Genomic DNA, 21,093 nt, shown 5'->3' on the forward strand with positions numbered 1-21,093 from the left:
TCAGGTCGGGTTGACCCCGTGCCCGCGCAGCCACGGCAGCGGGTCGATCGCCGCGCCGCCGCCCGGCCGCACCTCGAAGTGCATGTGCGGACCGGTCGAGTTCCCGGAGCTCCCGGAGTACGCGATGACGTCACCGGCCTTGACCGGGCCCGAGCGGATACGGGTGCTGCTGAGGTGGCAGTACCAGGTCTCCGTGCCGTCGGCCATGGTCACGATGGCCATGTTGCCGTAGGCGCTGTTGTACTGCGTACGGACCGTGCCGTCGGTCGCCGCCATCACCGGGGTGCCGTACTGGACGGGGAAGTCGATGCCCGTGTGCACGGACATCCAGTTGACGCCCGCCTGCCCGAAGTAGGCGCTCAGCCCGTGCTGCTTGACCGGCAGCACGAACTTGGGGCGCAGGGCCTCCTTGCGGGCGGCCTCGTCCTCGCGCCTCTTCCTCTCGGCGGCCTGCCGCTCCTTCAGGTCGATGCGTTCCTGGGTGCGGCTGGCGCGGTCCGCGAAGTTCTCGGCGTCGGCGCTGAGGTTGGCGAGCTGGGTGTCCAGTTCGTTGTTGGCCGCGACCGGCTTGACCGTGCCGGGGTCGGCGGCGGCCATGGTGGTGGTCGCGTCCTTCTTCGTCTCGTCCCCGCCCATGCCGCTCACGGAGGCGGCGGCGATCCCGGCCACGCTCATCACGCAGGCGGAGGGAACGGCGACGGTGAGGAGTGCGGAACGCTTCGCGGGGGTACGCCTGCGGCTGCGGCCACCGCCGCGGCGGGGCTCGGCGGGGGCGAGATCGGGGTGCGGCTCGGCGGCGCCGACCGGCTCGTCGTCGTCGGCGGCGCGGCGGTGGGATTCGTACGGGTCGTAGTCGTGGGAGCCGTGCCCGTCGTACGACGCGTAGGTCTCGTACGTCTCCGAGGGGGCGGCCTGTTCGGCTTCGTTCGAGGCGGCCGGGCTTTGCACATTTTGCTCTTCGGGCCCGGGCGTGGCGCCGGTGTTCCAGGCGGTGGCGTCGTACACGCCGGTGTCGTAGGTCCCCGTGTCGTCGGAGGGCCACGCGGTCGCGGCTGCGGTCCAGGTGGTGGTGTCCCACTGGCCGGAGGAGTCCGGGGCGCCGCCCTGGGACGGGATGCCGGGGGCGTAGGCCTCCGTCGGCAGCCAGGCCGTGGCGGTGTCGTACTGCGGCGTTCCGTCGTACTGGGTGGCGTCGTACTGCGCGTGCGGCGGGGCCTGGTAGCCGTGGTGCGCGCCCGTGTCCCACTGGGTGGTGTCGTACGAGCCGCCGTACCCCGTCTCACCGCCGGTGTACGGGATGCCGTAGCCCTGCGAGGTGTCGTACGAGGCGTCATAGCCGCCGTCGTGGGTGATGCCGGTGCCGGGGAGGGAGCCGAAGAGCGGATCCGTCTCGAAGCTGCCTGTGGAGTAGCCGTCGTATCCGGCATACCCGGCGTGGGGGTGCTGGTCGTTCACCAACTTCTCTCTCGCCTCGGCAGCAGGACCAGGTTCCGGGGCCGTGGGGTACCCCGGGAGAACTGGCGGCGACTGTACCCGGCGGTATCCGCCGTCGACAATCTTCGACGGCGTCGGGGCGCCCGGGAAAACGGGCAATCGGCCGTCTTTCGACGGCGCCCGCACAGAGCCTTGGCTCTATGTTCGAAGTTTGTTCGGTTTAGGCGGCGGGGGTGGAAGGGGTGGTCCCGGGCGCGGTCCGGGGTGCCTCCCGGGCGGGCTCCGCGTCGTCCAGCGCCTGGCGCACGGCCGCCGCCACCGCCGGGTGCACCGGCAGCGCGAGGTGGCCGATGCCGGTGACGCGTACGTTGACCGCATCCAGGTCCGGGTGGTCGACGCAGGCCGCCTCGGCGGGGACGATCACCCGGTCGAGTTCGCTCCAGAAGCTGACGAACCGGGTGCGGCAGCCGGGCGCGGGCAGCCGCAGCTCCTCCACGGGGGCCGAGCCCTCGCGCATCTGCCGCACGATGGGCAGCGCCCCGGCCAGCGGGGCGACGGCGGTCCCGGCGTGCGGTGTGCCCAGCGTGACGAGGGTGCGCACCCGGCGGTCACCGGCCAGCCGCTGTACGTAATAGCGCGCGATGAGGCCGCCGAGGCTGTGGCCCACGATGTCCACCCGGTGGTGGCCGGTGCGGGCGCAGATCTCCTCGATGTGCCGGTCCAGCAGCTCGGCGGCCGTACGGATGTCGCTGGTCAGCGGGGAGTAGTTGAGCGACTCCAGATGGAGCCAGCCGTGCCGGGCCAGCGAGCGGCGCAGCAGGACGAAGACGGAGCGGTTGTCGATGAATCCGTGAAGAAAGACGACCGGTGGCCGCTCGGCCGTGCCGGCGGGCGCGATGTCGGCCGGCGCGATGTCGGCTCGGGCCGGCTCGGGGCCCTCGGCGGCGGGCGCCCGGCCGGGGTGGCGCTCACCGGTGATCCCCGTGGGATACAGCAAGGCGTGCCCGGCGAGCACGACGAACTCCAGGGCGGTCGCTCTCAGCAGTGCGGCCGGCGGGGCGGGGAACGGCAGGCTGGGGGTCTTCATGGTCGGCCTCCTGCTCCGGACGGGCGCCGCGCCGACGGAGGTCCGGGCGGGGCGCCGTGTCGGAGGCGGCCCGTGCGGACGGAGGCCCGTACCACCGTGCCGTGCGGCTGACGGCGCGGTGATACGGCGACCCGATGCGGCTCCCCGGGCGTCCGGTCCCACGCGGCGATATCACCGCGCCCTGGAACCGGTGCCCGTGAACAATGTCCCATGTGTGATTTCCCCCTCCCGGCCCACCGCGAAACGGCGGCTTGCGGGATGCTGTGGATAACGTTCGTTCACATCCCCGGCCCTTCAGGCACGGGAGACGCATGTGGAGGCAGTGATGGGTGTGACCGGTCCGATCCGTGTGGTGGTGGCCAAGCCGGGCCTCGACGGCCATGACCGCGGGGCGAAGGTGATCGCGCGGGCGCTGCGCGACGCGGGTATGGAGGTCATCTACACCGGCCTGCACCAGACGCCCGAGCAGATCGTGGACACGGCGATCCAGGAGGACGCCGACGCGATCGGCCTCTCGATCCTCTCCGGCGCGCACAACACGCTCTTCGCCAAGGTGATCGAACTCCTGAAGGACCGCGACGCGGCGGACATCAAGGTCTTCGGCGGCGGCATCATCCCCGAAGCGGACATCGCCCCCCTGAAGGACCAGGGCGTCGCGGAGATCTTCACCCCGGGCGCGACGACGACGGCGATCGTCGACTGGGTCAACGCGAACGTCCGCCACCCGGCGGAGGCGTAGGGCGCCGGGGGCGCCGGGGGCGCCGGGGCCCGGCCAGGGGCCCGGGGCACGGGTTTCCGGGCCGCGCGAGCGGGGGCCGGGCTTGCCGGGCGCGCGCTGGGCCGGCCGCGGGAGCTCCCCGAGCCGCGACCTGCGCGCATGGCGCTCGCGCGCGGGCAGTCCGCCGCCCGGCGGAGGCGTGGGGCGCCGGCCAGGGACCCCGGGGGCCGGGTTGCTGGGCCGTGCGAGCGGGGCCCGGCCTGCCGGGCGTGCGCCGGGGCCGCCGCGGGAGCGCCCCGTGCCGCGACCTGCGCGCATGGCGCTCGCGCGCGGGCGGGCCGCCGCCGAGGCGGGCCGGGCCCCTGGGGCGGCCGCAGGCACGGGTGCCGGGCGCTCACCTGCTCCCCGCCCTCGCGAGGTGCCTCCGTGCCCGGGCGGAGCCGGTGCGGGCGCGGGCGCCCGGGAAGCGGTGGTCCGCGCCGAGGGGGCGGGGGCCGGGGAGCGGGGTCACCGGACCGGAGACCCGGACAGCTCGCTGTCCATCGTGGCGCGTAGGCGCAGCGTGGAGACCAGGCGTTGGAACGCCTCCGTCCAGTAGCCATTCGCACCGGGGGAGGCGTCCTCCGGTTCGGCGGGGGTGGTGGTCAGGACCTCCAGGCGGGCCGCCTCGGCCGGGTCCAGGCAGCGTTCGGCCAGGCCCATGACGCCGCTGAAGCTCCACGGGTAGCTGCCCGCGTCCCTGGCGATGTCGAGCGCGTCGACCACGGCCCGGCCGAGCGGCGGTGCCCACGGGACCGGGCAGACCCCCAGCAGCTGGAACGCCTCCGACAAGCCGTGCGCGGCGACGAAATCCCCCACCCAGACGGCCCGTTCCGCCGGGGGCAGCACCGCCAGGAGCTTCGCCCGCTCGGCGAGCGACGCCGTACCGGGGCCGTTGGACGGGGGTGTCGACGGCGGGCCCAGCAACGCCCGCGCCCACGCGGCATCGCGCTGCCGGACGGCGGCCCGGCACCAGGCCGCGTGCAGCTCCTCGCCCCAGCCGTCCGCCACGGGCAGGCCCACGATCTCCTCCGCGCCACGCCCCCCGAACCGTGCCGGCCAGACGGCGAGCGGGGTCGCCTCCACCAACTGCCCCAGCCACCAGGACCGTTCGCCCCGGCCGGACGGCGGGAGCGGCACCACCCCGTCACGCTGCATCGCCTCGTCGCACTCGTGCGGCGCCTCCACCGCGACGAACGGCTCGTCGGCGGTGAGCCCCGGGCTCACGCAGGACAGCGCCCGGTCCGCCATCCGCCGGGCCAGCGCCGAACCGGGCAGCGCGGACAGCAACTCGGCTGCCGTCGCCCGGACGTTGCGGCTGCGGTCGGCGAGCGCCTGTTCCAGGAATTCCTCGTCCGCGGCGGACAGCCCGGTACGCAGCGAGTCCACGAACATCAGCCGGTCCTCGGCCCGTTCGGTCCGCCACGTGGTGGCCAGCAGCGCGCGGGCCGCCGCCGCGTCATGCGCCCGTACGGCCCCGAGCAACGCGATCCGCTCCGCGAACAGGCCCTCCTCCCACAGCCGCCGCACCGCCTCCGCGTCGTCCGGCGAGGGCAGCAGCGCGCTGCCGGACGCGCCGCGCAGCGCGAACTTCCACTCCGGATTCAGCCCGGCCAGCCACAGGCCGCGCGGCCCGGCGAACTCCAGGGTCTGCGGGCGCAGGTCGGTGCGGGCCCGGGCCGCGTCCAGCAGCGCGGGCAGCGCGGAGTCCGGCGCCCGGTAACCGTGCAGGTTGGCGCTGGCGAGCCACTGCGGGATCAGCTCCGTCAGGTCCGGGGCCGTGCCCCGTCTGCCGCCGGAGCCCGCAGCCCGGTCCGCCAGGAGCTGGGCCAGCCGGCCACGGGCGGCTTCCGGCAGCGGCGGCCGGGGGTCGTCGGGCGCCTCGGCGGGGCGCGGGGACGCGGCGGCGGGCAGCAGACCCGCCCGCCGCCGCACGGTGTGCAGCGCGGCGGCGTCCAGCAGCGCGGCGGCAGCACCGTCCGGGCCGGCGCCGGACGCAGCGCCGGGCGGCCGGCGGTCCGTGCCGAGCAGGGCCGAGGTGACCAGCTCCTCCCACGGCACGGAGGCGAGCGCGTCGGCGAGCCCGCCGCGCGTGGGGGCCGCGCCCGCTGTCGGGGTGGCGGCTGGTGAGGTCGTACGGGTCATCGCCCCTCCTGGGGAGCCGGACTACGGAGTCAGATGAGCGTGACGGTCTCGACGCCGCCGGAGGCGGTGGGCGCGTCCCCCGCCGACCACGCCGCCAGCGGATCGAAGCCCCGGTGGCCGCACTCGCCGAAGACCGTGAGCGGGGCCCCGCCCGAGACGGCGACGAGCTTCCAGAGCGAGGGCCGGTTCAGAGCGGCAGGGGTCACCGGCAGGGCCTCCCGGCCCTCCGCGTCCACCAGTTGCCAGCCGTCCGGGGACGGCACGGGTATGACATCGCGCAGGGTCACCGGCCAGGACTCCAGCCACGGGTCGTCGCCCAGGGACCGCCCGTACGCGGCGATCGCCCCGGTGACCGTGACACCCGGCGGGGGCGTGGCGGCGGGCTCGGGCACGCCGAAGCGGTCGCCCAGCTCGGCGCGGAGCCGGCCGGATCCCGGATGGGGCGTCAGCTCGGCGTCGATCGTCACGCCCACGGGCAGGGCCTGGGCGGGGGAGCGGCCGGCCGCCCCGAAGGACAGCAGCAGCGCCGTGCGCCCCGACTCCTCGCCGTACAGCCAGATGCGGCGGGTGACGATCTTGCCCTCGGGGGTGTCGTACTGGGCGAGGACCAGCCAGCGGTCGCGGACCGGCGGGCCCTCCGGGGAGGCCGGCAGCCCCACCCGCGTACGGACCGTGGCCGCGAGCGCGGGCGGCAGCCGGTCGCGGCCCAGCCACGCCGAGTCCAGCAGATGCAGCAGCGCGCACTCCTCCAGCAGCCGCACCGGCCAGCCCGGACCGGACGCCGGGACGGCACCCAACTCCCGCACCCGGCCCGCGAGACCGGGCGCCTGCGCGTCGACCATGCGGGCCGCCGTCTCCTCCCACAGCCCGTACCCCGACTGCTCGGCCGCCCCGAGACCGCCGCGCAGCAGGTCGGTGAGCCGCTGCTCCAACTCCCGCGCGCCACCCCCGATCCGCTCGGCGCGCTTCTCCGCCCGCTTGCGCGCGGCCTCCGGATCGGCGGGGCCGGCCGGCGCACCGTCACCCCCGGCGGGCCGCGCCTTCGCACCGGCCCGCGCGCGGCGGCCGTCCAGCCACTCCCGCGCCCAGTCCGGCGGCGTCCCGGCGGGCACCGCCGTGTCGTCGGACGCCCGGAGCAGCAGCAGCCCCAGCGCGTGCTTGCACGGGAACTTCCGGCTCGGGCAACTGCACTTGTACGCCGGGCCGGTGGTGTCGACCACCGTGCGGTACGGCTTGCTCCCACTGCCCTTGCACAGCCCCCACACCGCACCCGTCACGTCCCAACCGGTGTCCGACCAGGATCCGGCCGCACCGAGCTTGCTCCCCGCCTTGCGTGAGGCGTCGTCAGGAGCCAGGGACAGCACCTGCTCCATCGTCGGGCGCGCGGCCGAGGCAGCGGTGCCCAAGGGTTCTCCCCCGTCAGTCAGCAGCATGCCAACGACGTTAGGCGGCCCCACTGACAATCGTCCTGACCTGCGCAAAGGTCAATTGTCAGTGCCATGGTGCACGGTGGAACCACATCCGGCCGACCGACTCGGCGACCGATCCGGAGGGGGATCCATGACCGTGTCCGAAACCACCCAGGCAAGCACAGGCGAGGCCCTGCGCCCGCATGCCGAGGACGCCTTCGCCGACGAGCTGAAGGCACTCGCGGCGGCCGACGACCGGCCCAGGCCCGAGCGCTGGCGCCTGTCGCCCTGGGCCGTGGCGACGTATCTGCTCGGCGGCACCCTGCCCGACGGCACCGTCATCACACCCAAGTACGTGGGCCCGCGCCGCCTCGTCGAGGTCGCCGTCACCACGCTCGCCACCGACCGCGCCCTGCTGCTCCTCGGCGTCCCCGGCACCGCCAAGACCTGGGTCTCCGAGCACCTGGCGGCCGCCGTCAGCGGTGACTCGACCCTGCTCGTCCAGGGCACGGCGGGCACCCCGGAGGAAGCCGTCCGCTACGGGTGGAACTACGCGCAGCTGCTCGCCCACGGCCCCAGCCGCGACGCGCTCGTGCCCAGCCCCCTGATGCGCGCCATGGCCCAGGGCATGACCGCCCGCATCGAGGAACTGACCCGCATCCCCGCCGATGTGCAGGACTCGCTGATCACGATCCTCTCCGAGAAGACCCTGCCCCTGCCCGAGCTGGGCCAGGAGGTCCAGGCGGTGCGCGGGTTCAACGTCATCGCGACCGCCAACGACCGCGACCGGGGCGTCAACGAGCTGTCCGGCGCGCTGCGCCGCCGGTTCAACACCGTGGTCCTGCCGCTGCCCGCGACCCCGGAGGCGGAGGTCGACATCGTCTCCCGCCGAGTCGACCAGGTCGGCCGCTCGCTCGACCTGCCGCCCGCGCCCGACGGCCTCGCCGAGATCCGCCGCGTCGTCACGGTCTTCCGCGAACTGCGCGACGGAGTCACCACCGACGGCCGCACCAAGCTCAAGTCCCCCTCGGGGACGCTGTCCACGGCCGAGGCCATCTCCGTCGTCACCAACGGCCTCGCGCTCGCCGCCCACTTCGGGGACGGGGTACTGCGCCCGGGCGACGTCGCGGCCGGCATCCTCGGCGCGGTCGTCCGCGACCCGGCGGCGGACCGGGTGATCTGGCAGGAGTACCTGGAGACCGTGGTGCGCGAGCGGGACGGCTGGAAGGACTTCTACCGCGCCTGCCGGGAGGCGTCCGCATGACCGACACCCGTGGACCGGGGCCGCTGCTGCTGGGGGTGCGGCACCACGGCCCCGGCTCGGCCCGGGCCGTCCGCGCCGCCCTCGACACCGCGAACCCCCGGGCGGTCCTCATCGAGGGCCCGCCCGAGGGCGACGCGCTGCTGCCGCTCGCGGCCGACGAGGAGATGCGGCCCCCGGTCGCCCTGCTCGCCCACGCGGTGGAAGACCCCGGCCGGGCGGCGTTCTGGCCGTTCGCCGAGTTCTCCCCCGAGTGGGTCGCGATCCGCTGGGCCCTGGCGCGGGACGTGCCCGTCCGCTTCATCGACCTGCCCGCCGCGCACTCGCTGGCCATGGAGGCCGGCGCGGAGACGGACCGGGACGACACCGCCGGGGAACAGCCCGTCCCCGTCGACCCGATCCGGGTGCTCGCCGAGACCGCCGGGTACGACGACCCCGAGCGCTGGTGGGAGGACGTGGTCGAGCACCGCGTGCCCGGCAGCGGTGCGGCGGCCGGACCGCTCGCCGCGTTCGCCGCGCTCGGCGAGGCGATGACCGCGCTCCGCGAGGCGTACGGGGACGGCGGACATCCCCGGGACGCGGCGCGCGAGGCGTACATGCGCATCCAGCTGCGTTCGGCGAAGAAGGAGTTCGGCGACGAGTTCGCCGTGGTCTGCGGTGCCTGGCACGTTCCCGCCCTGCGTACGCGTACGACGCTCACCGCCGACCGGGCCCTGCTGAAGGGCCTGCCCAAGGCCAAGGCCGAACTGACCTGGGTGCCCTGGACCCACCGCAGACTCGCCCGGCACAGCGGATACGGCGCGGGCATCGAGTCGCCCGGCTGGTACGAGCACCTCTTCGCCGTCCCCGACCGCCCGATCGAGCGCTGGATGACGAAGGTCGCCGGACTCCTGCGCGACGAGGACCGGTTCGTGTCGTCCGCCCACGCCATCGAGGCCGTCCGGCTCGCCGAGACGCTCGCCGCGATGCGCGGCCGGCCGCTCGCCGGGCTGAGCGAGACGACCGACGCGATCCGGGCCGTCATGTGCGAGGGCTCCGACGTGCCGCTCGCGCTCGTCCATGACCGCCTCGTCGTCGGCACCACCCTCGGCGAGGTCCCCGACACCGCCCCCGCCGTCCCCCTCCAGCGCGACCTGACCCGGCAGCAGCGCACCCTGCGGCTCAAGCCGGAGGCCGACGAGCGGGAGACCGAGCTCGACCTGCGCAAGGACACCGACTCCTCCCGCAGCCGCCTGCTGCACCGGCTCCGCCTCCTCGGCATCGGCTGGGGCGAACCGGCCGCGGGCCGGGGGAGCACCGGCACCTTCCGGGAGAGCTGGCGGCTGCGCTGGGAGCCCGAGCTGTACGTGCGCGTCGCCGAGGCGGGCGTCTGGGGCACCACCGTGCTCTCCGCCGCCACCGCCCGCGCCGAGTCGGACGCCCTGGCCGCGACCGCGCTCGCCGACGTCACCGCGCTGGCCGAGCGCTGCCTGCTCGCCGACCTGCCGGACGCCCTGCCGGTCGTGATGCGGGCCCTCGCCGACTGCGCCGCGCTCGACGCCGACGTCGGCCACCTCGCGGACGCCCTCCCGGCCCTGGCCCGCACCCTGCGCTACGGGGACGTCCGCGCCACGGACACCACCGCACTCGGCGAGGTCGCGGCCGGGCTCGCGGAGCGGATCTGCGTCGGCCTGCCCCCCGCCTGCACCGGGCTCGACGCCGACGGGGCCGAGGCGCTGCGCCGCCAGGTGGACGGCGTCCACACCGCGATCGGCCTGCTCGCCGGCGCCGTCCCTTCGAGCGCGGACGGGCTGCGGACGCGCTGGCGCGCGGTGCTGCACAAGCTCACCGTCCGGGACACGGTCGCGGGCGTCATCCGGGGCCGGGCCGCCCGGCTGCTCCTGGACGACGGCCACCTCGACCAGGACGCCGCCGCCCGGCTGATGGGCCTCGCCCTCTCCCCGGGCACCCCGCCGGCCGACGCCGCCGCCTGGATCGAGGGCTTCGTCGGCGGGGCGGCGGGCGGCGGCATGCTCCTCGTCCACGACGAACGGCTGCTCGCCCTGGTCGACTCCTGGCTCACCGGAGTCCCCGCCGACACGTTCACCGACGTGCTGCCCCTGCTGCGGCGCACGTTCTCCGCGTACGAACCGGCCGTCCGGCGCACCCTGGGCGACCTCGTCCGGCGCGGCCCGGCCCCCGCCGGGGCGACGGGGGGCGGCTCCGCGGCGGGCGCGGGCGCCACGGCCCCGGGCTTCGGGCCGGTCCTGGACGCAGCCCGCGCGGACGCGGTGGTCCCGGTCCTGCGCCTGCTCCTCGGCCTGGACGAGCCGTCCGCGACAGCGGCGCCCACGGCGCCCGGCGCCCCCGCCCACCACGACGACCCGCACCTGGGGGAGACGGCATGACGACGACCACGGGACCCACGACCACGGGACCCACGACCACGGGCCCCACGACCACGGAGACCGCCCACGACGAGCGGCTGCGCCGCTGGCGCCTGGTGCTGGGCGCCGACAGTGAGCAGAGCACCGGCCGCGGGCTGACCGGGCGCGACGCCGCGATGGACCAGGCGCTCACCGCGCTCTACGAGAGCGGGGGACGCCCCGGCGGCCGGAGCGGCGGCGGGCGTTCGGCCGGGCTCGGCGCCTCTGCGCCCTCCGTGGCCCGCTGGCTCGGTGACATCCGGACGTACTTCCCCAGCTCCGTCGTCCAGGTCATGCAGCGCGACGCGATCGACCGCCTCGGCCTCTCCGCGCTCCTGCTCGAACCGGAGATGCTGGAGGCCGTCGAGGCCGACGTCCACCTCGTCGGCACGCTGCTCTCGCTCAACAAGGCCATGCCCGAGACGACGAAGGAGACCGCCCGCGCCGTGGTCCGCAAGGTGGTCGAGCAACTGGAGAAGCGGCTCACCACCCGCACCCGGGCCACTCTCACCGGCGCGCTCGACCGGTCGGCGAAGATCACCCGCCCCCGCCACCACGACATCGACTGGAACCGCACCATCCGGGCCAACCTCAAGAACTACCTGGAGCTCCCCGGCCAGGACGGCGCCGGCACGGTCGTCCCCGAACGGCTCATCGGCTACGGGCGGGCCGCCCAGTCCGTGAAGAAGGACGTCATCCTCTGCATCGACCAGTCGGGCTCGATGGCCGCCTCCGTGGTCTACGCGTCGGTCTTCGGCGCCGTGCTCGCCTCGATGCGCGCCCTGCGTACCCGGCTCGTCGTCTTCGACACGGCGGTGGCCGACCTCACCGACCAGCTGGACGACCCCGTCGACGTCCTGTTCGGCACCCAGCTCGGCGGCGGCACCGACATCAACCGCGCCCTGGCCTACTGCCAGTCCCGGATCACCCGGCCGGCCGACACCGTCGTCGTGCTCATCAGCGACCTGTACGAGGGCGGCATCCGCAACGAGATGCTGAAGCGGGTCGCCGCGATGAAGGCGTCGGGCGTGCAGTTCGTGACGTTGCTCGCGCTCTCCGACGAGGGCGCCCCGGCCTATGACCGCGACCACGCGGCGGCGCTGTCGGCCCTCGGCGCCCCCGCCTTCGCCTGTACGCCGGACCTCTTCCCGGACGTCATGGCCGCCGCGATCGAGAAGCGCCCGCTGCCGATACCGGACCCGGAGAACGCCCCCACCAGTGGGATTCTGTGACCGTAATCACCGCCCAGGTGTGATCTGCGATTTAGGGTCACACCGGCCTCGGGGATAACCTGCGAGATGGACATGCCGCGTATCCGGTCACCGTGTGCGCCTTCCTAGTGACACCGCAGTCACGTTGCCCCTCGCGGCACGCCCACGCAGAAAACCAACCGCGAGACCATTGATAAGGGACGGACGCGCGTGGACCTGTTCGAGTACCAGGCGAGGGACCTCTTCGCCAAGCACGGTGTACCGGTGCTGGCCGGTGAAGTCATCGACACGCCTGAGGCAGCCCGCGAGGCGACCGAGCGGCTGGGCGGCAAGTCGGTCGTCAAGGCGCAGGTGAAGGTCGGCGGCCGCGGCAAGGCCGGCGGCGTCAAGCTGGCGGCGAACGCCGACGAGGCGGTCGCCCGCGCGACCGACATCCTCGGCATGGACATCAAGGGCCACACGGTCCACAAGGTGATGATCGCCGAGCTGTCGCCGGAGATCGAGGCGGAGTACTACGTCTCGTACCTGCTCGACCGCACCAACCGCACCTTCCTGGCCATGGCCTCGGTGCAGGGTGGCATGGACATCGAGGAGGTCGCGGAGAAGACCCCCGAGGCCCTCGCGAAGGTCCCGGTCAACGCCGTCGACGGCGTCGACATCGTCAAGGCCCGCGAGATCGTGGCCCAGGCGAAGTTCCCGGCCGACGTGGCCGAGGGTGTCGCCGAGGCCCTGGTCACCCTGTGGGACACCTTCGTTGCCGAGGACGCGCTCCTCGTCGAGGTGAACCCGCTGGTGAAGACCAAGGACGGCCGCATCCTGGCCCTGGACGGCAAGGTCTCGCTCGACGAGAACGCCGACTTCCGCCAGCCGGAGCACGAGGCCCTCGAGGACAAGGCCGCGGCCAACCCGCTCGAGGCCGCGGCCAAGGCCAAGAACCTCAACTACGTCAAGCTCGACGGCGAGGTCGGCATCATCGGCAACGGCGCCGGTCTGGTCATGTCGACCCTGGACGTCGTCGCGTACGCCGGTGAGAAGCACGGCAACGTGAAGCCCGCCAACTTCCTCGACATCGGTGGCGGCGCCTCCGCCGAGGTCATGGCGAACGGCCTGGAGATCATCCTCGGCGACTCGGACGTCAAGTCCGTCTTCGTCAACGTCTTCGGTGGCATCACCGCCTGCGACGAGGTCGCCAATGGCATCGTCCAGGCCCTGGAGCTGCTCAAGTCGAAGGGCGAGGACGTCACCAAGCCCCTCGTCGTCCGTCTCGACGGCAACAACGCGGAGCTGGGTCGCAAGATCCTCTCCGACGCCAACCACCCGCTGGTCCAGCGCGTGGACACCATGGACGGCGCGGCCGACAAGGCCGCCGAGCTCGCCGCGGCTGCGAAGTAAGGAAGAGGGACTCAGACCACCATGGCTATCTTCCTCACCAAGGACAGCAAGGTCATCGTCCAGGGGATGACCGGCGCCACGGGCATGAAGCACACCAAGCTCATGCTCGGCGACGGCACCAACATCGTCGGCGGCGTCAACCCGCGCAAGGCCGGCACGACCGTCGACTTCGACGGCACCGAGGTCCCCGTGTTCGGCTCCGTCGCCGAGGCGATGGAGAAGACCGGCGCCGACGTGTCCGTCCTCTTCGTGCCGCCGGCCTTCGCGAAGGCCGCCGTCATCGAGGCGATCGACGCCGAGATCCCGCTCGCCGTCGTGATCACCGAGGGCATCGCCGTCCACGACTCGGCCGCCTTCTGGGCGTACGCCGGCTCGAAGGGCAACAAGACCCGGATCATCGGCCCGAACTGCCCCGGCCTGATCACCCCCGGCCAGTCCAACGCCGGCATCATCCCGGGCGACATCACCAAGCCCGGCCGCATCGGTCTCGTGTCCAAGTCCGGCACGCTGACCTACCAGATGATGTACGAGCTGCGCGACATCGGCTTCTCGTCCGCCGTCGGCATCGGTGGCGACCCGGTCATCGGTACCACGCACATCGACGCCCTCGCGGCGTTCGAGGCGGACCCCGAGACCGACCTGATCGTGATGATCGGCGAGATCGGCGGCGACGCCGAGGAGCGTGCGGCCGACTTCATCAAGGCCAACGTCACCAAGCCGGTCGTCGGTTACGTCGCGGGCTTCACCGCCCCCGAGGGCAAGACCATGGGCCACGCCGGCGCCATCGTCTCCGGCTCCTCCGGCACCGCGCAGGCCAAGAAGGAGGCCCTTGAGGCCGCCGGCGTGAAGGTCGGCAAGACGCCGACCGAGACCGCCAAGCTGGCGCGCGAGATCCTCGGCGCCTGACGCCGCGGCCGCGCTCGCGCGGCAGGGCGTCACCGTACGTACGACGCGGGCCCGTCCCCCTCACCGGGGGGACGGGCCCGCGTCGTCGTGTGCGCCGGACCGGTTCAGCCGGCCTCGGGCACCAGCCGGGACGGGCCGTGGAACAGCTCGTCGCCGAGTTTCTTCCGCAGCTCGACGTCCTGCGGCGTCAGCTTCTGCGGGCCCCCGACCGGCGGCACCCCGCCGACCTTCTGGGCGGGCGCCGGGGGTGTCTCGTACTTCCGGGGAGCCGTCGCCAGGGTGATCAGCGTGAGCCCGACGATCAGCACGGTGAACGCGATGGCCGTCCGGGCCCACAGCTGCGCCTTGCGTTCGCTGCCGGTACGGATCAGCTCCGGCACCGGCAGCGAGGGGGCGGACCGGCTGCGGGCGAGCGTGCCCAGCCGCTCGTGGATCAGCGCGGACTGCTCGGCCGGTGAGTCGCGCTCCCCGATCTCGGGCAGCCGCTCGGCGACGGCCGCCCGCGCGGTCACCAGCCGGCCGGCCGCCGCCCGGGTGCTCGCTTCGGTCTCCGCCGCGGTCTCCGGGAGCCCCAGCCCCACGCCGTCGTGCAGCACCAGTGTGCGGCGGTACGAGGGGGGCAGGGCCAGCAGCGCGTCGAGCAGCGCCCGCGAGGCCGGCGCCTCGGGCGGCGGGTCGGGGCGGCGGTGCTCCCGGTTCAGCCGGCGCCACGGGGACATCGCGTACTCGTACGCGGCGGCCCGCACCCAGCCGACCGGGTCCCGGTCCACCGCGACCTCCGGCCACCGCTCCCAGGCCAGCTCGAACGCCTTGGCCACGGCCGCGCGGGACAGGGCGCGCTGCCCGGTCAGCAGATAGGTCTGCTGGAAGAGGGCCACGGCGGCGTACCGGTACAACGCGTCGAACGCGGCAGCGGGCGCGCCGTCCGCGCGGCCGGCGTCCGGCTCGCTCCGGGGCACCTCGGGTGCCTCGGGTACCTCGGGTACCTCGGGCACCTCGGGCACCTCGGGCACCTCGGGCGCAACAGCTTCGACCGCCTCGACGGCCTCTCCCGGTTCGGTGGCGGCCACGGCGACGCTCCCGGGGGCTTCGTCAGGATCCGGCGGCGGGGGTGCCGGGGCGGCCGCGGCCGCCGTCCCCGCCCCGATCAGCCGGGCGTACGCCTCCCGCTTGCGGCCGCGCGGGGTGCTGCGGCCCGTCTCCCAGGCCCGCACCGTCGCCCGCGTCACGCCGACGGCCGACGCGACCTGCTCCTCCGTCAGCGACAGGGCCTCCCGCAGCCTGCGCCGCTCCTTCGGCGAGGGCAGCGGAGGGGCGGCGGCGGTCTCGGACGTGCTCTGCGTCATGAGGGCCGCCCACGCGGCCTGCACCGGGTGAAAAAGTACATAAACGTATATTGATCGACACCCCGGCTATTCGCCCGTTACACGAAATGAGCGCGTGTCGTTGGCAGCATGACCGCGTGACCCAAGTGACCGAACGCAGCTCCTCGTTGTCGCTGGACGAGCGGGGGCGGCCCGCCGTGCTGGTCTCCGCGGTGCTGCGCGGGGCCGTCGCGGCCGGGCTCGGCCTGGGCTCCGTCGCCGTCCTCGTCGCCGCGCTCTGGATCAGCTCACCGGCCCCGGACAGCGGTCCGGGCGAGGCGTTCCACGCGGCGGCCGGCCTCTGGCTCCTCGCGCACGGCGCCGAACTGGTCAGGACCGAGACGCTGACCGGGGCCCCGGCGCCCATGGGCGTCGTCCCGCTGCTGCTCTCCGTGCTGCCGGTCTGGCTGGTGCACCGGGCGGCCAGGGACGTGCTGGAGCCCGAGGAGGGGCACGGCGCCCCGTCGCCCGGGGCCGCGTTCGCCCTGGTGACGGGCGGCTATCTGCTGGTCGGCGGCGCGGTCGCCCTTTACGCGCGCGGCGCTTCGCTGTCCGCGCGCCCGCTCTCCCTGCTCCTTCCCGGCGCCCTGGTCGTGGCGGGCGCGGCGGCGGCCGGGGTGTGGACGGCCCTCGGGCGCCCGCTCGGGCCGCCGCCGGCCTGGGCACCGGTGCGGCTGCACGAGGCGATGGCGCGCACCCGGTTCCTGCGGGGGGCCGACGCGGTGGGCCGGGCGGCGCTGGCCGGGACGGCGGTGCTGCTGGGTGGCGGCGCGCTGCTCGTCGCGGCGGCCCTGGTGTGGCACGGCGCACCGGTCCAGGAGTCGTTCCTCCGGCTCTCCGGCGACTGGGGCGGCCGCATCGCCGTGCTCCTGCTGGCGCTGGGACTCGTGCCGAACGCGGCGGTGTGGGGCGCGGCGTACGGGCTGGGCCCCGGGTTCGCCCTCGGCACGGCGTCGACGGTCACCCCGCTGGCCTTCACCGGCCCCCCGGCCGTCCCCGACTTCCCGCTGCTGGCCGCGATGCCCGCCCACGGTCCGGGCGCGCCGCTGAACTGGGCGGCCGGGGCGGTCCCGGTGGCGGCGGCGCTGACGGTCGCCTGGTTCACCGTACGCAGGGCGGTGCCGGACGACGGCGAACGGGACGAGGCGTGGGGTCTCTGGGAGACCACGCTCACCACCGCACTGGGGGCGGCGGGCTGCGGGCTCGGCACGGCGCTGCTGGCGGCGGCCGCCGGAGGACCGCTGGGCACGCGCGCCCTGGCGGACTTCGGTCCGGTGTGGTGGCTCACCGGGGCGGCGGCGCTTGCGTGGACCACGGGCATCGGCGTCCCCGCGGCCCTGCTGCTACGGGCCTGGCGGCTGCGCGGGCGCAAGGCGGAGGAGGGTGAGGCGGCGGAGAAGGCGGAGCCGGGAAACACGGAGAACGCGGCGAAGGCGGGCAAGGCCCACAAGGCCGTCGCCCCCGCCCCCGAGCCGGCCGAACCCGCGAAGGACAAAGACAAGGACGAAGGCAAGGGCCGGGACGAGGGCGAAGACGAAGGCGGCGACGACGAGGCCGACCTCGACGCGTACGACTTCCTGCCCACCGACCCCTGGCACGCCCGGGAGACCGACGCGTCCCCCGGGTCGGCTAGCGCTTGACGCCGAAGATGGGCTCCAGCGGCTTCGGGAGCAGGTCGTTGCAGGTCAGCTGGCCCGACTTGGTCAGGGCGTCGTTCACGCACGTGTAGTAGTCGCGGTAGACCATCTGCACCGTGAACGTCGTCGCGACGATCGCCAGCGCGACCACGCCCGTCACCAGACCGCTCACCGCGGCCGTGGTCTGCTGCCGGCCCCCGCGCTGCGCCGCGAGCGTGTCCGGCGCCGGACCTGTCGCCTCCGGCGCATCCGGCGCTCCGGGGCTCGCCGCCCCGCCGGGCGCACCGGCACCCGCCGCGGGCGGCTTCGGCTTGGCGCGCAGCGCGCTGACCGCCCAGTACGTGGCGAGCGCGCCGAGCAGCAGGGCGATCTCCGAGAAGTCGAAGATCGCGAAGAAGAAGGCCCACATGCCGGAGAGCAGCGCGTAGCGGGCGCGGCGCTGGATGGGGTCGGTCGGGTCCCAGCGGGGGCCGGCCGGGGGCCTCTCCTGACCGCCCGGACCGGAGGGCCGTCCGCCGAAGGAGCCGTTCTGGCGGCCGGGCTGTTGGCTGCTCCACTGGCTGCCCCACGCGGGCCGGTCGTCGGACGGCCCGCCCTCGGGCCGGTCGCCGCTGTCACCGTTCGTGGAGCCGGACGGGTGACGCGGCTGCCAGGGCTGGTCGGGCCGGCCCTCCGGCGGCGGCGCGAAGGGGTTGTCGTCGTTCCGGCCCTCGGAAGAACCGGAAGAACCGGAGGAGCCGGACGAGGACGAGGACGAGGAGGAGCGCTCGCGCATCAGCAGGGTGGCCCGCTCGGGCAGCGGCTGGCGGAAGGCGGTGCGGCGGCGTCGGTCCGGCATGTGGTGAACGTCTTCCCCATCTCGTCGTTTCCGCCCGGCGGACGGTTCGCTGCCCCTGACGCTACCTTCCGGCGAGGAGGGGCCGAAAGCGGGGAGCGCGGGGGTCCGTCACCCCCGTCAGGCGGGGGCGCGGCGAGGTGCCGGTATCGTTGCTGACGGTCGGCCCGTTCGTAGAGTTCCCCGTATGGGGGAGCGCGTTTCTTTCGTACGACCGTACAAATCGCAGGCCGCCGCCCCGGTGCCGTGGTGGCGGGCCGGCCGCTCAGAACCGCTCGCACGCGAGAAAGGGCCCAGCCGTGGCCTCCCCGCCTCCCCCCGCCGCCCCGGCCCGTGTGGTCGTCCTGGTCTCCGGGTCCGGTACGAACCTCCAGGCCCTGCTCGACGCGATCGGTGACGATCCCGAGGGCTTCGGCGCCCGGATCGTCGCGGTCGGCGCCGACCGCGACGGCATCGCCGGCCTGGAACGGGCCGAGCGCGCCGGGCTCCCCACCTTCACGTGCCGCGTCAAGGAGCACGCCACCCGCGAGGAGTGGGACGCCGCGCTCGCCGAGGCGACGGACGCGCACCGGCCGGACCTCGTGGTGTCCGCCGGGTTCATGAAGATCGTGGGCAAGGCGTTCCTGGCCCGGTTCGGCGGCCGGTTCATCAACACCCACCCGGCCCTGCTCCCCAGCTTTCCCGGTGCCCACGGCGTGCGTGACGCGCTCGCGTACGGCGTGAAGGTCACCGGGTGCACCGTCCACTTCGTCGACGACGGCGTCGACACCGGTCCGATCATCGCGCAGGGCGTGGTCGAGGTGACCGAAGCGGACACCCCGGAGGGCGAAGCGGCCCTCCATGAACGCATCAAGGAAGTCGAGCGCAAGCTGCTCGTCGAGGCCGTGGGGCGGCTCGCCCGCGACGGCTATCGCATTGAGGGACGAAAGGTTCATCTCGGTCATGTCGGAGAATAAGCCCATCCGCCGCGCCCTGGTCAGCGTCTACGACAAGACGGGCCTCGAAGACCTCGCCCGCGGCCTGCACGAGGCGGGTGTCGAACTGGTCTCCACCGGGTCCACCGCCGGAAAGATCGCCGCCGCCGGTGTCCCGGTCACCAAGGTCGAGGAGCTGACCGGCTTCCCCGAGTGCCTCGACGGCCGCGTCAAGACGCTGCACCCCCGCGTCCACGCCGGCATCCTCGCCGACCTGCGCCTCGACGCGCACCGCGAGCAGCTGGCCGAGCTGGGCGTCGAGCCGTTCGACCTGGTGGTCGTCAACCTGTACCCGTTCAAGGAGACCGTCGCCTCCGGCGCCACCGCCGACGAGTGCGTCGAGCAGATCGACATCGGCGGCCCGTCCATGGTCCGCGCCGCCGCCAAGAACCACCCCTCCGTGGCCGTCGTGACCAGCCCGGAGCGTTACGCCGACGTGCTCGCCGCGGTCGAGGCGGGCGGCTTCGACCTGACCGCCCGCAAGCGGCTCGCCGCCGAGGCGTTCCAGCACACCGCCGCCTACGACGTGGCCGTCGCCGGCTGGTTCGCCGCCGACTACGCCGCCGCCGACGACTCCGGCTTCCCGGACTTCTTCGGTGCGACGTACGAGCGCCAGGACGTCCTGCGCTACGGCGAGAACCCGCACCAGCCCGCCGCGCTCTACACCTCGGGCACCGGCGGCCTGGCCGGCGCCGAGCAGCTGCACGGCAAGGCGATGTCGTACAACAACTACACGGACACCGACGCCGCCCGGCGTGCCGCGTACGACCACGCGGAGCCGTGCGTCGCGATCATCAAGCACGCCAACCCGTGCGGCATCGCCATCGCCGACGACATCGCCGAGGCGCACCGCAACGCCCACGCCTGCGACCCGCTGTCGGCGTACGGCGGTGTCATCGCCGTCAACCGCCCGGTGACCGTCGCCATGGCCGAGCAGGTCGCGGAGATCTTCACCGAGGTCATTGTCGCCCCGGCGTACGAGGACGGCGCGGTCGAGATCCTGTCCCGCAAGAAGAACATCCGCGTGCTCCGCTGCCCCGAGGCCCCGTCCGCCGAGGTCGAGGTCAAGCCGATCGACGGCGGCGCGCTGCTCCAGGTCACCGACCGCCTCCAGGCCGAGGGCGACGACCCGGCCAACTGGACGCTCGCCACGGGCGACGCGCTCTCCGCCGACGAGCTGAAGGAGCTGGCCTTCGCGTGGAAGGCGTGCCGGGCGGTCAAGTCCAACGCCATCCTGCTCGCCAAGGGCGGCGCCTCGGTCGGCGTCGGCATGGGCCAGGTCAACCGGGTCGACTCCGCGAAGCTGGCCGTCGAGCGCGCGGGCGAGGAGCGGGCCGCCGGCTCCTACGCGGCGTCCGACGCCTTCTTCCCCTTCCCGGACGGGCTGGAGATCCTGACCGCGGCCGGCGTCAAGGCCGTGGTCCAGCCGGGCGGTTCGGTCCGCGACGAGCTGGCGGTCGAGGCCGCGAAGAAGGCCGGCGTGACGATGTACTTCACGGGCACCCGGCACTTCTTCCACTGAGCCGGCCGGGGGGCCTGTCCGAGTCCCCGTACGACCGAGGGCCGTAACCCCACGCGATCCGCGTGCGGTTACGGCCCTCGGGCCTGTCCGACGGCCGGTCAGCCGACGCGCACCACGACGGTGGAGCAGACCTTGTCCGCGAACGTCTGGTTCTTGGAGTCCCACAGCGGCCACAGCCAGCCGAGGTAGCAGGCGATGCTGTCCAGGAAGTGGGCGATCTGACGGACGAACGCCATGCCGAAGCCGAGCGGCCGGCCGTCCGCCTCGCGCAGCAGGCTGATGCCGAGGGCCTTCTTGCCGATCCACTGACCGGTCGTGCCCTCCTTGTACAGCTTGAAGAGGAAGCCACCGACGAACAGGAGGATGCCGAGGCCCATGATCCCGGCGCCCGCGCCGCCGCCCACGGCACCGCCGATGCCCATGAGGATGCCGTAGGGGACACCGAGGACGAGGACGTCGAGCAGGTACGCGCCGACGCGGCGCCCCCAGCTCGCCAGCGGCGGGCGGGCACCGTAACCGGGCTGCTGGCCGTAGTCGCCGCCCGGCACCGGCGGGGCCGCCGGGTAGCCGTAGCCCTGCTGCGGCACGCCCTGCGGGGCCTGGGGGTAGCCGTAGCCCGGCTGCGGCTGACCGGGCTGCTGCCCGTAGGGGTTGTTCGGGTTCGGGTCGCCGAAGCTCATGGGCGTTCCTCCAACAGACGTACGGGGACGGTGCGGCCGCGCGGAGGAAGAGAAAACGTCAGCGGTCCAGCCCC

16 protein-coding genes are annotated in these 21,093 nt (G+C 74.3%); 9 read left to right on the forward strand and 7 right to left on the reverse strand.

From position 1 onward, the window contains the following. Both ABZ565_RS11760 and ABZ565_RS11765 read right to left on the reverse strand, forming a co-directional pair. Positions 1–1,455 (reverse strand): peptidoglycan DD-metalloendopeptidase family protein, encoded by a 1,455-nt coding sequence (locus ABZ565_RS11760; RefSeq protein ID WP_361023825.1) that lies wholly within the window; start codon positions 1,453–1,455, stop codon positions 1–3. Positions 1,456–1,654: 199 nt separating this feature from the next. Then, positions 1,655–2,521, reverse strand: coding sequence for an alpha/beta fold hydrolase (locus ABZ565_RS11765; protein ID WP_361023828.1), 867 nt, complete (start codon positions 2,519–2,521; stop codon positions 1,655–1,657). A 325-nt stretch (positions 2,522–2,846) separates the two neighbouring features. On the opposite strand from ABZ565_RS11765, the gene ABZ565_RS11770 reads away from it, so the two are divergent. Beyond that, a complete protein-coding gene (locus ABZ565_RS11770) occupies positions 2,847–3,260 on the forward strand; it encodes a cobalamin B12-binding domain-containing protein (protein ID WP_361023831.1) in 414 nt (137 codons plus the stop codon). Positions 3,261–3,746: 486 nt separating this feature from the next. Here ABZ565_RS11770 and ABZ565_RS11775 read toward each other — a convergent pair whose 3' ends face one another. Together ABZ565_RS11775 and ABZ565_RS11780 are read right to left on the reverse strand one after the other, a co-directional pair. Beyond that, on the reverse strand, positions 3,747–5,423 hold the full coding sequence (locus tag ABZ565_RS11775) for a DUF5691 domain-containing protein (RefSeq protein WP_361023834.1): 1,677 nt from the start codon (positions 5,421–5,423) through the stop codon (positions 3,747–3,749). A 29-nt stretch (positions 5,424–5,452) separates the two neighbouring features. Next, entirely contained in the window at positions 5,453–6,856 is a 1,404-nt protein-coding gene (locus tag ABZ565_RS11780) for an SWIM zinc finger family protein (RefSeq protein WP_361023838.1), read from the reverse strand. A gap of 127 nt (positions 6,857–6,983) precedes the next feature. Here ABZ565_RS11780 and ABZ565_RS11785 point away from each other — a divergent pair, with 127 nt between their 5' ends. The 5 genes from ABZ565_RS11785 to sucD all read left to right on the forward strand — a co-directional run bounded on the left by ABZ565_RS11785 (position 6,984) and on the right by sucD (position 14,007). After that, positions 6,984–8,096, forward strand: a complete 1,113-nt coding sequence (locus tag ABZ565_RS11785) for an AAA family ATPase (protein WP_361023842.1) — start codon at positions 6,984–6,986, stop codon at positions 8,094–8,096. After that, positions 8,093–10,480, forward strand: coding sequence for a DUF5682 family protein (locus ABZ565_RS11790; protein WP_361023844.1), 2,388 nt, complete (start codon positions 8,093–8,095; stop codon positions 10,478–10,480). Before ABZ565_RS11785 ends, ABZ565_RS11790 begins: the two co-directional genes overlap by 4 nt. Beyond that, positions 10,477–11,730 carry a VWA domain-containing protein gene (locus ABZ565_RS11795; RefSeq protein WP_361023847.1) on the forward strand — a complete coding sequence of 418 codons (1,254 nt, stop codon included), beginning with the start codon at positions 10,477–10,479 and terminating at the stop codon, positions 11,728–11,730. The genes ABZ565_RS11790 and ABZ565_RS11795 overlap by 4 nt, the downstream gene beginning before the upstream one ends. Before the next feature lie 189 nt (positions 11,731–11,919). Then, on the forward strand, positions 11,920–13,101 hold the full coding sequence (gene sucC / locus ABZ565_RS11800; RefSeq protein ID WP_361023851.1) for an ADP-forming succinate--CoA ligase subunit beta: 1,182 nt from the start codon (positions 11,920–11,922) through the stop codon (positions 13,099–13,101). Between the two features lie 21 nt (positions 13,102–13,122). Further along, positions 13,123–14,007: a succinate--CoA ligase subunit alpha gene (sucD, locus tag ABZ565_RS11805; protein WP_164404328.1), complete on the forward strand. Its 885-nt coding sequence runs from the start codon at positions 13,123–13,125 to the stop codon at positions 14,005–14,007. 104 nt (positions 14,008–14,111) lie between these two features. On the opposite strand, the gene ABZ565_RS11810 is transcribed toward sucD, so the two are convergent. Beyond that, positions 14,112–15,353: a helix-turn-helix domain-containing protein gene (locus ABZ565_RS11810; RefSeq protein ID WP_361023855.1), complete on the reverse strand. Its 1,242-nt coding sequence runs from the start codon at positions 15,351–15,353 to the stop codon at positions 14,112–14,114. A 125-nt stretch (positions 15,354–15,478) separates the two neighbouring features. Here ABZ565_RS11810 and ABZ565_RS11815 point away from each other — a divergent pair, with 125 nt between their 5' ends. Beyond that, positions 15,479–17,011, forward strand: coding sequence for a DUF6350 family protein (locus ABZ565_RS11815; RefSeq protein ID WP_361024098.1), 1,533 nt, complete (start codon positions 15,479–15,481; stop codon positions 17,009–17,011). Here the strand turns inward: ABZ565_RS11815 and ABZ565_RS11820 are convergent. Continuing rightward, on the reverse strand, positions 17,001–17,846 hold the full coding sequence (locus tag ABZ565_RS11820) for a hypothetical protein (protein WP_361023858.1): 846 nt from the start codon (positions 17,844–17,846) through the stop codon (positions 17,001–17,003). The genes ABZ565_RS11815 and ABZ565_RS11820 overlap by 11 nt on opposite strands. Before the next feature lie 296 nt (positions 17,847–18,142). Here ABZ565_RS11820 and purN point away from each other — a divergent pair, with 296 nt between their 5' ends. Together purN and purH are read left to right on the forward strand one after the other, a co-directional pair. Further along, entirely contained in the window at positions 18,143–18,799 is a 657-nt protein-coding gene (gene purN, locus ABZ565_RS11825) for a phosphoribosylglycinamide formyltransferase (protein WP_361023861.1), read from the forward strand. Then, on the forward strand, positions 18,786–20,339 hold the full coding sequence (gene purH / locus ABZ565_RS11830; RefSeq protein ID WP_361023864.1) for a bifunctional phosphoribosylaminoimidazolecarboxamide formyltransferase/IMP cyclohydrolase: 1,554 nt from the start codon (positions 18,786–18,788) through the stop codon (positions 20,337–20,339). Before purN ends, purH begins: the two co-directional genes overlap by 14 nt. A gap of 98 nt (positions 20,340–20,437) precedes the next feature. Here the strand turns inward: purH and ABZ565_RS11835 are convergent, their stop codons facing one another. Beyond that, positions 20,438–21,019: an RDD family protein gene (locus ABZ565_RS11835; protein ID WP_361023867.1), complete on the reverse strand. Its 582-nt coding sequence runs from the start codon at positions 21,017–21,019 to the stop codon at positions 20,438–20,440. Between the last annotated feature and the right edge of the window lie 74 nt (positions 21,020–21,093).

Source organism: Streptomyces sp. NPDC016469 (assembly GCF_040632905.1).
GTDB lineage: Bacteria > Actinomycetota > Actinomycetes > Streptomycetales > Streptomycetaceae > Streptomyces.

Excerpts from the sequence above, each read along its gene's own strand:
- ABZ565_RS11790 (WP_361023844.1), top strand. The coding sequence starts at position 8,093 with ATGACCGACACCCGTGGACCGGGGCCGCTGCTGCTGGGGGTGCGGCAC.
- purH (WP_361023864.1), top strand. The coding sequence starts at position 18,786 with ATGTCGGAGAATAAGCCCATCCGCCGCGCCCTGGTCAGCGTCTACGAC.
- ABZ565_RS11795 (WP_361023847.1), top strand. The coding sequence starts at position 10,477 with ATGACGACGACCACGGGACCCACGACCACGGGACCCACGACCACGGGC.
- ABZ565_RS11835 (WP_361023867.1), bottom strand. The coding sequence starts at position 21,019 with ATGAGCTTCGGCGACCCGAACCCGAACAACCCCTACGGGCAGCAGCCC.
- ABZ565_RS11775 (WP_361023834.1), bottom strand. The coding sequence starts at position 5,423 with ATGACCCGTACGACCTCACCAGCCGCCACCCCGACAGCGGGCGCGGCC.
- ABZ565_RS11780 (WP_361023838.1), bottom strand. The coding sequence starts at position 6,856 with ATGCTGCTGACTGACGGGGGAGAACCCTTGGGCACCGCTGCCTCGGCC.
- ABZ565_RS11765 (WP_361023828.1), bottom strand. The coding sequence starts at position 2,521 with ATGAAGACCCCCAGCCTGCCGTTCCCCGCCCCGCCGGCCGCACTGCTG.
- ABZ565_RS11785 (WP_361023842.1), top strand. The coding sequence starts at position 6,984 with ATGACCGTGTCCGAAACCACCCAGGCAAGCACAGGCGAGGCCCTGCGC.
- ABZ565_RS11820 (WP_361023858.1), bottom strand. The coding sequence starts at position 17,846 with ATGCCGGACCGACGCCGCCGCACCGCCTTCCGCCAGCCGCTGCCCGAG.
- sucD (WP_164404328.1), top strand. The coding sequence starts at position 13,123 with ATGGCTATCTTCCTCACCAAGGACAGCAAGGTCATCGTCCAGGGGATG.
- ABZ565_RS11770 (WP_361023831.1), top strand. The coding sequence starts at position 2,847 with ATGGGTGTGACCGGTCCGATCCGTGTGGTGGTGGCCAAGCCGGGCCTC.
- ABZ565_RS11810 (WP_361023855.1), bottom strand. The coding sequence starts at position 15,353 with ATGACGCAGAGCACGTCCGAGACCGCCGCCGCCCCTCCGCTGCCCTCG.